Here is a 15,034-nt window from a genome sequence, read left to right on the forward strand (position 1 = left end):
GAGTCAATTTCATAATTCCAAACCCTTGTTACATCTAGCTTTTTAAGGCATAAAAAAAGGAGTACCTCCCCAAATCTCGAAGGTAATAGGCGACGAAACCAAATACCGAGAGAAAAAAGGGGGACTCCTCATGTATACTATTCGACAAACAGAGCTATTTTCCTTCGATCAATTATTGAAAATGAATCCAGATGATCGATATAGTCAAATATTCGTTCACCTGGACCTTGGGCCATTGCTTCGGCTTCTCGGTAAAAAGTCCCACCGCGGACGTCCCGAAGAGCTGAACGTACGTGCCATGACCATCTCTCTCCTCATTGGCAAAATAGAGCGAATAGAGTTTGTAAAGGATATCGTCCGCCGCCTTCGCTCCAGTGAGGAATTTCGTTTGCAATGTCGATTTACTGGATCGGATCGTACGCCAAGCGAAGCCTCTTATTCAAGACTTATCCATGAGCTGCTCAGGCTAGAAATTATCGAAACTGCCCAAGACGAACTGGTACTGGATGCAATATCAGAAGGGTTTCTTGCCGGCAAACACTTGGCCGTTGACTCTTCTGCCGTAGAAGCATGGGACTGTCAATACTCAGAACAAGCTTCTAAGCGTGCTGCGCATCGCCGCAAGAGCAAAACACCGAAATCACCAGAAGAACAGCTCCAACTGAACATTGATGGGGAGGCAGAGGGGGAACTTAAACCTGAACTTGAGATGAAGCCTAAGCGTCGAAGGGGACGCCCCACTCGTGAAGAATCGGAGCAATTGAAAAAAGAGCGTGAAACCTACGAGGCTACTTTAGGCCCTTTTGAAAAGAAAATCGCAGATATGATGCCTTACTCCTACGAAGAGTTGCTTGAGGCTATGCCACGCCATGCGTCTTTTTGCTCCAAGAAAAATTCAAAAGGGAAAGTAGAGTCTTGGTATGGATATAAGGCTAACGTAATCGTGGATACAGACAGCCAGTATATGGTATCCGGCGTACTTAGCTCGGCACACCCCAACGATCAGCGCATGGCAATTGTGCTTTTAAAAGGGCTCCAGCTGAAGTTCCCAATGCTGCAAATAAAGCATGTGTTAGCGGATAAAGGATACGATTGCACGACCGTTTATCAACTTGTACGTTCCTTAGGGGCTTATCCTGTTATTGACATCATTCATCATACCGAACCACTGGAAGGATTTGATGGCAACTTCAAGCCAGTTTGCAAGCAAGGCCATTCCTATCGATACGACAGCTTTGATCCCAAGTATAATACGCTTAAATTCACAAGACCCAAGGAATGCAATAATTGCCCAATGGCGGAGTCAGGCTGTCAGAAGGTCCACAAAATCAAGATAGAGCAGGACTTACGCAAGTACACGTATCCAGCGAGAGGTAGCGAGAGTTTTATTGAGCTTTATAAAAAACGTACAGCCGTAGAGCGTGTATTTGCTTATTTGAAAGAATATTTCGGTCTGAAACGTACACGGCATCGCGGACTGCGAGCAACCGTCGATTTTCAATTGAGTTCGTTGGCTTACAACTTGTGCAAATTTGCTTTAGACAAACTGAACAAACGAATTGAGATATCCGCAGAGGCAGCTTAGAAATCGAATTTTCAAAAAATGAGGGACACCCTGCTAGGGGAACTCCGTGCATTAACCAATATTTAATTATGAAATTGACTCCATGGCCTGTATAGGACCAAATTGTTGTACAAACTGAACAAACGAATTGAGATATCCGCAGAGGCAGCTTAGAAATCGAATTTTCAAAAAATGAGGGACACCCTGCTAGGGGAACTCCGTGCATTAACCAATATTTAATTATGAAATTGACTCACTTCTCCAACTAATCGCATATGAGTATCACGCCAAAAGCCTACGTCCGGCTTTAATCCTGTATACTCATCCCCTACATTGATACCACCTGTGAAAGCTTCGATCCCATCGATGACGACAATCTTACAATGATCCCGATAAGTCAAAGTGGGTATCCAAGGAAAACTCAATGGAAATATCGTCCGGCATTCAATTCCGGCATCCATCATCCGATTGATCACATGTTTTGGAAATTGTTTACTCCCCCATCCGTCTCTAATGAAACGGATCTTCACGCCAGCTTCGGCTCGTTCAATCAGGATATCCGTAATTCGTTTGCCAATCTGGTCATCCCGATATGTGTAATACTCCACTTCCACGGTGCTTTGTGCATTCTGTAGAGATGCGATAAGTTTATAATAGGTTTCTATGCCGTTCGTAAGCAATTGAACTCGGCCACTCCTAAGTCCATGCACCGTCAACTGACTTACAGATTGAGCGATGATGGAGGAAGCAGGACTGAACGAATTAGGCAATGGATCTGACACATTGTTCGGAGAAGTGAGTCTCTCTTTACGAAAATGAATTGGGTTGGCAATGATAAGATATATGACGTATCCAAGAACAGGAAATATCAGACCTATAGCTAACCAGTTCAAAGCTTTTTCCGGACGACGTACTTCACGGATCGCTACGATTAACATAAAGATTGTATTCAAAACATAAAGTCCAATAAACCCCATGAAATAGCCCCCAAAGTTATATTCAAGCCACAACATATAGTAATAAACATCCGAAAACTTTCACACCAAAGCTTTTTCTTATGATTCACAAAGGCAACGAATTGCATACTAACTATTGGAAAGTAGTTTTACTGTTGAATAAAAAACCGCTTATTTCCTGTTTAAGGAATTAAGCGGTATCCGTATCAAAATCTTTGATTTCTTGATTTCCTAAGAAAGTTAATTAACAATAAGAATACTAACTGCATGAGTCCAAAAATAATTGCTTCCATCACTACCAACAACTCTAGAATTTGACCAAATGGTTTAAAGAAAGTTTCTGTTTTTGGGATATACATATTTACCAGTAGAATAGAAACTATGCATGATAAAATGAAACCTATTAGTATGTTTTTATAATTTCTAATAAATATGAATGGAACTACACTAGCTATGAAATAAAAATATGAAATTTTATAAAAATAATCAAATTACATTGCTACAAATATCAACGGCGAACAACATAAACCTATTAAAATCTGCAGTATCTTTTTATTCAATTAGTTCACATTCTTTCATTACTCTACTATTCAATCACAGCTATAGCATCAATCTGAACCATAAAACCCATATTTGATGGTCCTATGGTTCGTGCTGGGTATGGTTTAGAAAAGTAGTCTTTGTAAATCAAATTAAATTCATCGAAGCCTGCTACTTCTCCAAGGAAGACAGTTACTTTAACAACATCTTTCAAAGCAGCGCCCGATTCTTCTAAAATTGCTTTCAGGTTTTCTAATGCCCTTCTCGCTTGTTCATCCAAAGTACTTCCTACTACCCTACCAGTTTCAGGATCAAAAGGTCCTTGTCCAGCTACGTATACCGTATTACCTGCTTTAATTGCCTGCGAATAGGGCATTCCCCCTGGGTTTTGTGCTTTCTCTGTAAAAATAACTTCTTTCATGGTATACCTCCAAACAGTTATGGTTTAGTAGCTTTCCAAATATATTTATACTCTCTAAAACCGATATTTCCATTAATTAAATTTTCTTTGAACTTTTGTTGAAGCTCGTTACTCATTGTTGGAGTTGTATAATCCGAGATTCCCAGGTGAATACCGAATATTGTGCTCGCTTTTTAGGATTCTGCTATGATTTAATATGGAAGTTGGGCCTCTTCGATTGTAAATTAAATGAAATTGATCGTTATAAAAAGGGAGTTCCTCCTTGGTAGAACAATAAACAAATTTAACGTTATCACAAGGAGCTTCCTCTATACTTGATGTAGCAATGTTTATCATTTCTAATGAATTATCAAAACCTGTGATAACATTTCCAATCCTCCCCATCTTCCTAGTAAATTCCCCGTGACCGCAGCCTGCGTCTAAGACAGAATTAAACGTTGGCAGCATGCTCGTTAATCTCTGTTCAAAATCATGCCGCTCTCTTTCTTCAAAAAATTGAAGGTAGATGAATGGGATCGCATGATCAATGTCAATAATATTAATGGTGTACTTTACGGGTTGGCGTCATCGTATTAAACCTGTTTGGACCGAATCAAAGTAACTATTGATTTTCATAATACTTGACTAATTCAATAACCATGGCCCCCATCCGTTCGATTTCAGGTACTATAACGTGGTCCAAACCTTCTTCTCTCAAAGCCTCTTCCGTTACTTTGCCGACTGCTACTGCATTTACTCGTGTCCTGAATGATTCTCGAACTATATCCGCGATCCCTTGACGTTTGGCATATTCAAACAAATATCGCACCTGCACCGCGGTAGTAAAACAAACAGCATCTATCGATTTCGTTGAAAGCTCGTGACACAATGTCTCCAAAGTGGATGATTCCGGTTCTACATGCCGATAAGGCAGCAATTGAAGAACATTCGCCCCCCGATTCTCTAAGAATTGGATCAGATTGGGTTGTGGTTCACCATGTAACTGGATAACTACTGTTTTGCCCGCGAAATCGCAATGGTCCATACTTCGAATTAAACCTTGTGTTGTTCCATCTTCATCAACAATTTCAGGTTTAATATCCAACTTCTTAAGTAAAGCATACGTCTTATATCCGCGTGCTGCTACGTTCGCTTCTTTCATTATTCGAATCAAAGTTGCGTGAATTCCTAACCGTTCTGCAGCACCCAGCAGTGTATCTGTTCCAGTGCCTGTCGTAAGAACAAACCAATCAATCTTATTATTCACGCAAAATAATAATTCTTGTTTTATTGCCAACTCATCAAAATATAAAAGGCCTTGCAAAGGACGAATGACAGGGATACCCCCCTGCTTTTCAATTAATAGACTCATTTCCTCTGTTTTTCTTGAGCCAGCGATTACGATTTTCTTGTTGTTAAGCTTTTTCATTTTCTATAAATCCCCCTCTGAATGTCGTCCCTTTAATAGTACTAGTTTTCAAGTAATTTTAAAATGACCACGCTTCGCATTGAGTAGCGAAGGCGTGGTCATTTTTATCCGATCGAATAACGAATATACGCTAGCAAGGCTAACAATCCTGCAGCAATTGAAATCACATAAAAAGATGTAAGCCGAACCCATTTTACCTCTGTTTTTTGGAAATAGGTTTGATCACCTTCACGATTCTTACGAGAAAAACCAACCATAAAGGTAACGACTAAACCAAATAATAGTATGATTGAAAATATCCCAAAATAGATATACATATTCATATAATAACCACCTTTTTTTTGTAAAATGGGTCCTTCGGTGAAAATTATATAAGATTTTGATCTTAAATTCATCAACCACTTTGGCACTTTTTATACCATCCAATTATATATCAAAAAGAACTCCTTCCGGAGTTCTTTTCGGGTGTGGATTAATGAATGCTACATAAATTATTTCAATCCTTTTTCTTTAAGAAACGCTTGCCATTGTTTTGTAGTTTCAACTTCTATCTTATCTTGGCCAGCAGCTTTTAACTTGTCAATGTATTTAGGCAGTATGTCGTTTGGATCCACCGCCCCTGTTTCGAGTGCGACTTGGAACTCGTTGTTCACGGCAGTTGTATTTGCTTCCTCCGATTTAATTGAATCCTTATTAACACCAAATCCGTAAGAAGCAGGTACCATCGCACTGTCATTTAGTTTGATAGTTTTCTCCCATACGTCAGGGGTTTGTTTCCCTTTTAAGTACGCATTGAATTGATTGCCAAATACCCAGTCAACATTCGGAGCATAACCGGAATCTTTTATGGGTTCAATATATTTGTCATCTTTTTTGATATAATGCTTACCTTCAATCCCGTTTGCTATCAAATTGTATAACACTTTATCTGTATTGAGAAGATTGATTAACATAAGCGCTCGATCCGGATTTTTGGATGTTTTACTTATCACTTGCATAGCGCTAGCAATACCGGTAAAATACGAGTCCGAAATTGGAACGTAGATAACCTCGTTACCTCCGTTGTTGTTCATTTCATCAGCTTCTCCGCCAGGCTTCGTTGTAAACTCAATACCAACAGCAACTTTGCCTTTCTTCTTCAGATCCGTAATATTTTTGAGAAGAGGAGCATCCTCGTTGATATAACCGGCCTGGTACCATTTGTGCATAGTAGTGAAGTATTCTTTCTTATTCTGAAGTTGTTCGATTTTCGTTAAGCTTTTATAGTCTTTATCATCCTTTTTGAAAACCACAGCAAGACCGTCCGCCCCGACTAAACCTGGGTCCGTATAAAGTCCCCATGAGTTCTGTGCCATTCCAAAAGGTATGACGTCCTTCTCGTTTTCTTTCAAGGTTTTTAAGAACGGCTCTATGTCCTTATAGGTTTTGATCGAGTTGATATCCAATTTATATTTGTCGACGTACTGTTTTTGGATCACAAGGCTTTTCGTCTTGGCTGCGATTTGGTAAACAGGGAATCCGTATACTTTGCCGTCGGCTGCCTTCATATCCGGCCAGAATTTATCTGGTATGTTTTTACGAGCTTCAGGCGCAAATTTTTTGATCATATCATCCCTTATTTCCAAAAGAGCACCTTTATCGATGTTCGGCTGATAACCCAATAGCCAATATTTCGAACCCCATGCGAGGTCGAATGCTTCCCCTGAAGCCATAATCGTATTTAATTTGGGATCGTATTCATCAAATGAAAGCGGCTTCAAATCTACCGTTGCATTAATTTTGCTTTTTAAATATTTATTGATTTCATCATTAACCAGCTGCTGATCTTTTCCCGGAGGATTGCTTGGGTAATAAAAAGTCAGTTTTACATCCGGTAGTTTACTTGTTGTAGGAGTTGCAGCCGGTGCTGTAGATCCGGTTGGTGAAGCGTTTGGAGTCATAGATTCAATAACCGTGTTGGTCTTTGTACAGCCAATGACAAGACTGAAACAAAGAAGGAAAAAAGCAAGCAGTGTTCGTTTTGATTTTCTACCATTTTTCAAAATAGACACCTCCATTTTTGTTTACCCCAGAAAAGTAACAAACGGTGAAGCTTACTTACCTTTCACCTCCCCTCCTAACTCTTTAACGATCCCACCGTGATCCCTTTCACAAAATACTTTTGGAAAAACGGAAAGATGATCAGCATAGGACCACCCGCCAGAATAGCCATTGCCATCCTCACCGATAAAGTCGGGAAGTTCGCGAATTGTAGCTTACTTGCCGCCTCGGCTAATGGAGAGTTTGCTAAAAACTCAATTTGAGATAAGATTCTTACCAGCAGCAGCTGAAGAGGGACATACTTTTCATTGTCGATGAACAGCAAGGCATTAAACCAATCATTCCAATAGGCAAAAGATATGAATAAACCAAGTGTCGCGAGCGCTGGCGTTGAAAGCGGCAGTACAATGCGAAAGAAAATACGGAGCTCACCAGAGCCGTCAATTTTAGCGGACTCAATGATTTCGATCGAGATTTTATCCAGATAACCTTTCATGATCATGATGTTAAAAGGGTTCAGCATCAAAGGAATAATTAATGCCATTAATGAATTTTTCAAGTGTAGATATTGGGTCATCAGGATGTAAAAAGGGATTATTCCCCCATTAAAAAGCATCGTAAAAAAAATGTAAAAAGTTAATGGCCGGTTATAATGGAAATCCCTGCGTGAGATTGGGTACGCTGTCATTGCTGTCAATAGGAGTGATAGGATCGTACCGATCACAGTGATACCAATCGTCACGCCATAACCCTTAAGCAGGAGGTCCGGCGTTTTCAATACGATCCGAAAGGCTTCCAAGCTCAATTCTTTCGGAATAAAGCGATAACCATTTTGAAGTAAGCTGTTTTCTGAAGTCACGGATACGGCAATAACAAGGAAGAAAGGCACCGCAATCAATAGACAAACGATGATGAAAAATCCGTTAATCACCCAATTCGATTGTTGATTTCTATTCACTTTTTCCATAGTGCTCCTCCATCTAAAATAACGCGTTATCTTTATCAACTCGGCGTACGATGAAATTTGCAGTCAGTATGGTTATTAAACCAACCACGGATTGAAGGAACCCCACTGCTGCTCCGGAATTAATGTCACCCAGCTTTGAAAGAGCTCGATACACATAAGTGTCAATGATATCCGTCGTCGCCAAATTCGCACCTACATTATTAGGCACAAAATAATGCAGGCCGAAATCACCTCTGAAGATATTACCAAGCCCTAATATAAACACAATGATAATTAAAGGCTTCAGCAGCGGCAGCGTAATACGAGCCATCATCTGTATCCGCGAAGCCCCATCCAATTTTGCAGCTTCATAGTAATCGCTATGGATACCTATAATCCCGGCGTAATAGATTAAAGTCGAGAATCCGACCCCCTTCCATATAGCAACGAGAGGTAAAATAAACATCCATGGCGTCGTCTCAAAGTACCATTTATGCGGCTCAAGTCCAAACCATTTAAATAAAGCGTTAAGGTAACCGTTCTTATGATCCAAGAATGCATACGTAATGTAACCAACAAGTACGAGCGAAATGAAGTAAGGGAGAAACATGGTGGTCTGGTAAATCTTGACCATTCGTCCGCTCACCTCGTTAAGTAGAAGCGCGAAGAGCAGAGCTACAATCGTTCCAAGCAGGATATAAGTGATGTTGTATAATAACGTATTTCGAATGATTCTCCAGGCATCTTGCGATTTAACTATAAATTCAAAATTTTTGAGTCCTACCCATTGGCTGCCAAAAATGCCCTTATCATACCTAAAATATTTGAATGCTAAAATTAAACCAACCATAGGCACATAGGCAATGATGAGTTCGAATAAAATACCGGGTGTAGCAAGCAGCAGCAGCTCTCGATTTTTACGTAGGTGTAGAAATTCTTGGATGAACCATCGTTTTTTGACCTTGTGTGTTTTATTCATCGCGATCCTCCCTCCTAAGGCTTATCATGGCAGGTTTACATGTGAATATATAGAATACGATGTTCGAAAAGATGTACGATCCATGTGTAAAATGTTTGAATTCATGCACTTTTTACTTGGATAGATGAAAAAAACCGCCTTCCGTTCACCTATTGGTGTTAGAAGTGGCGGTTCTGCATGCTGCTAATCATGAAATTGATTTTTTCATACGATATTCCTTCGGTGTGCTGCCAAATTTGGCCTTGAACAAACGGAAAAAGTAACTTGGATTTGAATAACCGCATTTTTCCATAATTTCAAGAACAGTATGATTACCGCTTTCCAACAGGATCTGTGCATGCCTCAAACGGACCTCATTGATATACTCCGTGATGGTCATCTTGAAGCTTTCCTTAAACAGTTTGCCAATATAGGCGGAAGATAACTTGACAGTCAATGCGATCGATTGCTGGCCAAGGTTCACGTCCGAATACTTTTGATGGATCAATTCTTTCATAGTTTCGAGAATCAGGTCGTTACGCTCCGTAGTCCCCGGTCTTTGGCCTTCAATTATTTTCGCGCATAAAGACAATAGGGTGAGATACATTTCCTCCAATGTTTCTTTTTCCTGCGGAATGTGGTGGATGTAATCCATATTCAAGGCAAATTTGGAGACACGATTGTCCATTATTTCTAATGCTGTATTTTTGATCACCCAAGCCAAATTATTTACTGCCCGATGTATATCGTCATAATTGAATTTAGTAACAAGTGAGAAGGCTTTTTCCAGTTCGATACCCGCTTCCGTCATTTGCCCTTTCTTCAATGCTTCTGACAACTTTCTCTCGATGATATCGGGTATGGATACGAGCGAATTGGTTAGATTTTCTTTAATAGCATCGGTTGTAATGATCGACCTGTAGCCAAAAATAATTTTGTACAAACTGTTATTCAAAGCCTGTGTGTAGCCCGCCGACAAATGATCCAGCTGTGAGATCTTGTCACTTATGCCGCAGGAGAGAGATAAACCGTAATAATGACCAATAGTTAATTGAATTTCCCTAATAAGATGAACGACTTGCTCACTAACCGCATTTGTTGAGCTGCCACACATAGATACAATGAGGACAACGTGATCTCCCCAAACTTCCACTGCCTCACATGGATAAGCCTTTATCATGATTTCTTGTGCAATATTCACAATGGCGAAACTATACATTTTCTTGGTGGAAGCTGTTGTGTTTCTGTCATAGGTCATGAAATGATCGATGCGAAGCACACACACTCGAATTTCGTGCCTAACGGAAATATGTAGATTATGCTTCTCAATAAGGTTCACGATATCATGATGCGAATACATTTGACTGTCCGTTAAAAACTTACGAATATAATATTTGTTGACGATTTGCTCGGAGCTGATCTCGTGAAGCTTCTCAGATAATTTCAAATAACGCTCACTCATCACATCGAACTCGTCGCCTTCGAGTAACCCGGGCTGACTCTTCCCTGTCGTGTGATCTCGTATTCGTTTGAGCATATCTTCAATTGGGTGATACAGCTTATAGGACAACCAAATGGATAATCCTATCGCCATAAGCAGAAATACGCCTGAAATGCCAAACGATTTCACTCTCGTCTTCGTGACATCTTCCATCAATTTCTCATAGGACTGAATATAGAGGATTGTCCAATCAGGAATAGGATCCTCCAAATAGGTGACCATGCTTTTTACACCAGCAATGTCACCTATGACAAACCCCGACGGACGCTTCAAATCTCCATTGCTGCTCGTTATCATTTGTTGGATTCTCAAACTGTTTACTTCGTTGACATACGTATTATTGATCTTCGACGAATATAGCCGTCCTTCTCGGTCCGCTATGAGAAGATCGCCCTGATCGCGATTACTCCTGACATTCATCTTCTTCAAGCTATCAAATACCCAATCCGATTTAATATAGAAAATAATGGCTGATTCATGGCTAGAGAAAGGCTTGAACGAATCGGTGACGATGAATGCAAACGTATCGATTTGCCCATCCTCTTTCTCTAAGTTGACAGGAATGAGCCTAGACGTTAAATGCGGTTGCGATGGATCGAGCAGCCAATCCCGAATCTTTTTTTTCGTAACGCCTCCATCAAGCAAAAAATTGCTTGTGGTTCCGTAAATTTCATTCTGGGAGTGATTATAGATGGCCATGGAATGTAAAAAGGATGAGCTTTCCATTATGTTCGTCATTCTTTGATAACCCCGAATCAAGTCCATTTTGGGCAACATATCATCAAACATTAGTGGAATTAGAAGATTGTCCTTAATGACGAAATACGATAAATGGGTAATGACTTCGTTCATATATGAAAAATTGTATTGAAATTGTGTGAGCACTTTTAGATTCGATTCTTCCTGAATGCTTTTAACCGATTTCTCTAAAATATACGTATTAGCAAGAGTCGAGGCCATCAGCACAATAACCAAAGACAGCATGATAGAGATCAGAACTCGCTGCAAATATTTTTTGGATTTATAAAACCCAAATACTTTCACACGCACCAAGCCCCCTATGATGCTGCGATTTTACTGTGGTCCTATTTTCCCGAAGTCGATGTTCACCCAACCCAACCTATACGCAGGAGAATTCGGTTGGAGCCTATAATCTCCTTCAGCAACATGGATGAATAATGGATCCGCGATTAACGTGTGCCCGTCAAATTTACCATTCAATAACAATCGCCACGCCTCCCAGTCATATTCACTTCTACCGAGGCGATCTTGTCCGCATGGATCTAATGGCAATTTACCGGCGACCTTGCATAGGCCATCATCTCTCCAATACAAATTATGGTCAGCAGCAGCAAACTTATCCTCACGCCAATTTACAAAATAATATAAGTAGCCGGAGTTATACACGATGTTTCCATCCACCACAATGTTCTTATTTTCTTCCCCCGCCATCTCCTGAGTCCCAATGGCAGCAATTGCATGCGGGTTGGAGACAAGCAAATTACCTTGAATCCGGTTACCGATTCCTTTTGAGAAAATCAACATCCAGAGTTTTCCTTCTCCTGTGCTGTACAGATGACTTAGTACATTATTAGTTACTGTAAAATAATCAGACGCATCGTCTAAGTAAATACCGAACCCGTAGGAAAAATGAATGCCGCTATGATGTAAGTGATTGCCGTGAATAACATTCCCTATGCCTACGCCCCAAGATTCAATTAATCCGCCATCTTGACTATCTGTCATCACATTGGATATATCATTATAAGCAATGCGATTATTTCTTGTATGAAGAAAATCCCAATGATTTTCCCAAGTAACCGGAATCCCGTACAGGGCCAACGGCATGACTTTGTGTCTTAATCCTTTGAGAGAAATCCCGTAGCGCGGCATATGAGCAATGGTGTTATGGGAGATATCATTATCTCCGCTTTGGTATAACAAGATCCCGCAGCCATGCCCCACCAGTTCGCCTCCATGTTTGATATGGTTATTGGTAATCCTATGTCCTTTGTTCGTAAAAGAGGCCTCAGCAGTTGTAAAAGATCCTTGAATAGGGGAAAAGCCTGAAGCACAAATCCCGATATAACCCAGATGCTCGATATGATTGCCATCAATGGTGATGTTTTGAGCGTAATGATCCATAAAGATTCCACAGCTTCCCGAGTTCCCTATCTGGCAATGGGAAATTTCTATATCCTCTGCGTAATTGATATAGATTAAACCTTCTCTGTGCTCATCTCTTTCAACATTGTCTAATCCCGGCTCTTCTTGAATCATTTTATATTCATCAAAAAAGTCCGTACAAGACAAATTCAAACCCGAAAACGTTAGATGCTGTACCTGGCTTTCGTGATTGCTTCCTTTCAGCTCTATAAGCCTTGTGACGGTCGGTGCAATAATCTTTTGATGTAAAGGCTTACCACTCTTGGGACGGTAATAGAGCCAACCCTCCGTTTCATCCAGATGAAATTGCTCTGGTGACCGTAGGAAATGGAGTGAGCCTTGTATGTAATAGCGTGAACCAACACCAATATCCCAGATAGAAGGATCTTTGAATCTCACAAAACGCTTATCATAGTCAATCGAATCAATCGCTCTCATCTCCGAGAACCAATTCCATTCTCCTCTTCCTGGCCAAATAAATACCTGCGCATTCGTAAGATCGCTTCCAAAAGGAATTTCGTCTAGATGGAACTTGAACCCTTCATGGTAGGATTCACCTGATTCGTCTACTTGAAAATAACCGTTAGCTGGAAGTCTAGCTTTTGGGATACGATCTCCGTCTGCATAAAGCGTATGAAAGCTGCAACCTTGTCCAACCATTGCTCTCCAAATGCTATCCTTATAAGACTCCCAATGGGAAATCTGTTTTCCGCCAACTAATAGCGGTGCTTCACCTGGAAAGTTACGATAAGATACTCGGAATCCATCTCGACCAGAATCACGGTCGTCAAACTGCAGGGTTTCATCTACATAATAAGTTCCCCCGCGAAGATATACCGTTATATCCTGAGACATGCCGTCTTTAATACATTCACGTACCACATTCTGAGCTTTATTAATGGTTAAGAAGGGAGCCTCTTTACTGCCAGAATGATTGTCATTACCATTCGGCGCTACAACTAATATTGCTGCATGGGACATGAGGAATCTCCTTTATACACATGATACCCTTATTTATGACCGACTCCCCCCATTTATGCCATCCTGAAATTATGTTTTTTTGCCCAATATTCACAAAAAGCCGCAGTCTATAAAAGACTGCGGCTGATGCTCGTTTTATGACTTCAATCCGCTCACAATGACTTCAATCGCCTCGCTAAGTGGTGTAACCGGGCGACCAAGAAGTGTCTGAAGATCGTTGCTCTTTAGTTCTAGAACGCCATCTCTAATCGCGCTTTGGATAGCAACAAGAATGGGAACGACTTGCTCAGGAACCCCTGCACCGACCATGATTTTACCGTAAGTCTCATCGTCAACTTGCTGAATTGGAACCTCACGATCAAGGACCTTAGACAGAACCGCCGCGAGTTCTTCATGTGTGATCAGTGTGCCTGATAGCTCATAAACGGTATTCTCATGTCCGTTACCTGCAAGCACATTTGCTGCCGCTTGTGCATAATCCCCGCGAGAAGCCCACCCTACCTTGCCGGCTCCTGCAGAAGTCACGAGCGGTGCACCCGCCAATACCCCTTGTATCGTTCCAATCTCATTCTCAATGTACCAGTTATTACGCAGGAATGAGTATGGAATTCCCGTTTTGCGAATCGCTTGCTCTGTCGCACGATGCACTGGCACGAGAAAGAGAGAGCTTTCCTCTGCGTTTGTGGCACTAGTATACGCGATGAAACCAACCCCAGCGCGCTCAGCCGCGGATACAGCAGCTAAATGTTGACGAATTCGAGTTTCGTTATCCCCTTGCGTCGAAACGATAAGCAGGCGGTCAACATCAGCGAACGCTTTATCAAGAGATGCTGGATCATCAAAATCACCATGGCGTACTTCAACTCCCCGAGAACTTAATTCGGTTGCTTTCTCCGTATCTCTTACGCTAACAGCTAATTTTTCAGCTGGTACAGATGCAAGTAAAGCCTCCACCACTTTTGATCCTAATTGTCCCGTAGCACCAGTTACTAGAATTTTCATTTGTTAAAAACCTCCATCGGATTATTTATTAATGAGTTAGAATCACTTTGGTTATAACTATTTCAGTTACAACTAAATTATAAAAATTAGCTCATTTAAGAGCTATTTTTATTTAAAATTAGATATCAGCTGTTGCAAGGAAACGTTTGACAATTTTTGTTCCATCGCGGTTTGAGCATCGCGCATTTCTGCACGAAGGGCTGATTCAATATTTCTCCCTACCGTACAATTGGGGTTAGGATGGTTGTGGAAATTAAACAATTCCCCATTCTCGATCACTTTCACTGCCCGGTATACATCAAGTAATGTAATTTGATCTGTATCCTTACACAGCGAAGTTCCGCCAACTCCAGCACGTACTTCAACGAGTCCTGCCTTCTTCAGCATCCCAATAATTTTGCGAATGATGACAGGATTCGTATTCACGCTGCCAGCTATGAAATCACCTGTACATTCCGTTGGAATTGTCGCAATTAACGACAGGATATGAACAGCTATCGAAAAGCGACTGCTAATCTGTTTCATTCATCATCACCTACTCGTTGTAACCA

Annotated in this window: 13 protein-coding genes and 1 pseudogene; 2 read left to right on the plus strand and 12 right to left on the minus strand. The window is 40.8% G+C overall.

What is annotated here, in order from left to right; translation table 11 throughout:
• Window positions 1-130: 130 nt before the first annotated feature.
• Window positions 131-1,585: a transposase gene (locus tag ASG85_RS00005; protein ID WP_060645070.1), complete on the plus strand. Its 1,455-nt coding sequence runs from the start codon at window positions 131-133 to the stop codon at window positions 1,583-1,585.
• A gap of 215 nt (window positions 1,586-1,800) precedes the next feature.
• Here the strand turns inward: ASG85_RS00005 and ASG85_RS00010 are convergent, their stop codons facing one another.
• The 3 genes from ASG85_RS00010 to ASG85_RS39785 form a co-directional block, all read right to left on the minus strand.
• Window positions 1,801-2,541 carry a phospholipase D-like domain-containing protein gene (locus tag ASG85_RS00010; RefSeq protein WP_060645071.1) on the minus strand — a complete coding sequence of 247 codons (741 nt, stop codon included), beginning with the start codon at window positions 2,539-2,541 and terminating at the stop codon, window positions 1,801-1,803.
• 565 nt (window positions 2,542-3,106) lie between these two features.
• The gene (locus tag ASG85_RS00015) at window positions 3,107-3,481 is read right to left on the minus strand and encodes a Rid family detoxifying hydrolase (protein ID WP_060645072.1); all 375 of its coding nucleotides are present in this window, start codon (window positions 3,479-3,481) and stop codon (window positions 3,107-3,109) included.
• A gap of 108 nt (window positions 3,482-3,589) precedes the next feature.
• The gene (locus tag ASG85_RS39785; RefSeq protein WP_082587932.1) at window positions 3,590-3,928 is read right to left on the minus strand and encodes a class I SAM-dependent methyltransferase; all 339 of its coding nucleotides are present in this window, start codon (window positions 3,926-3,928) and stop codon (window positions 3,590-3,592) included.
• Between the two features lie 21 nt (window positions 3,929-3,949).
• Between ASG85_RS39785 and ASG85_RS38935 the strand changes: the two are divergent.
• Window positions 3,950-4,051, plus strand: a pseudogene (locus ASG85_RS38935) (oxidoreductase); the annotation flags it as partial.
• 31 nt (window positions 4,052-4,082) lie between these two features.
• On the opposite strand, the gene ASG85_RS00020 reads toward ASG85_RS38935, so the two are convergent.
• From ASG85_RS00020 to ASG85_RS00060, 9 genes are all read right to left on the minus strand, one after another.
• Window positions 4,083-4,889: a uroporphyrinogen-III synthase gene (locus ASG85_RS00020; protein WP_060645073.1), complete on the minus strand. Its 807-nt coding sequence runs from the start codon at window positions 4,887-4,889 to the stop codon at window positions 4,083-4,085.
• A 104-nt stretch (window positions 4,890-4,993) separates the two neighbouring features.
• A complete protein-coding gene (locus tag ASG85_RS00025; protein ID WP_060645074.1) occupies window positions 4,994-5,212 on the minus strand; it encodes a hypothetical protein in 219 nt (72 codons plus the stop codon).
• Window positions 5,213-5,380: 168 nt separating this feature from the next.
• Window positions 5,381-6,931 carry an ABC transporter substrate-binding protein gene (locus ASG85_RS00030; RefSeq protein ID WP_060645075.1) on the minus strand — a complete coding sequence of 517 codons (1,551 nt, stop codon included), beginning with the start codon at window positions 6,929-6,931 and terminating at the stop codon, window positions 5,381-5,383.
• A gap of 74 nt (window positions 6,932-7,005) precedes the next feature.
• Window positions 7,006-7,896 (minus strand): carbohydrate ABC transporter permease, encoded by an 891-nt coding sequence (locus ASG85_RS00035; RefSeq protein ID WP_060645076.1) that lies wholly within the window; start codon window positions 7,894-7,896, stop codon window positions 7,006-7,008.
• 13 nt (window positions 7,897-7,909) lie between these two features.
• A complete protein-coding gene (locus ASG85_RS00040; RefSeq protein ID WP_060645077.1) occupies window positions 7,910-8,854 on the minus strand; it encodes an ABC transporter permease in 945 nt (314 codons plus the stop codon).
• 187 nt (window positions 8,855-9,041) lie between these two features.
• Window positions 9,042-11,378, minus strand: coding sequence for a helix-turn-helix domain-containing protein (locus tag ASG85_RS00045; RefSeq protein ID WP_060645078.1), 2,337 nt, complete (start codon window positions 11,376-11,378; stop codon window positions 9,042-9,044).
• A 30-nt stretch (window positions 11,379-11,408) separates the two neighbouring features.
• Entirely contained in the window at window positions 11,409-13,481 is a 2,073-nt protein-coding gene (locus ASG85_RS00050) for a right-handed parallel beta-helix repeat-containing protein (RefSeq protein ID WP_060645079.1), read from the minus strand.
• Window positions 13,482-13,616: 135 nt separating this feature from the next.
• Window positions 13,617-14,483 carry an SDR family oxidoreductase gene (locus ASG85_RS00055; protein WP_060645080.1) on the minus strand — a complete coding sequence of 289 codons (867 nt, stop codon included), beginning with the start codon at window positions 14,481-14,483 and terminating at the stop codon, window positions 13,617-13,619.
• Between the two features lie 108 nt (window positions 14,484-14,591).
• Window positions 14,592-15,008, minus strand: a complete 417-nt coding sequence (locus tag ASG85_RS00060) for an Rrf2 family transcriptional regulator (protein WP_057301413.1) — start codon at window positions 15,006-15,008, stop codon at window positions 14,592-14,594.
• Between the last annotated feature and the right edge of the window lie 26 nt (window positions 15,009-15,034).

The organism is Paenibacillus sp. Soil724D2 (assembly GCF_001427935.1).
Lineage (GTDB): Bacteria > Bacillota > Bacilli > Paenibacillales > NBRC-103111 > Paenibacillus_E.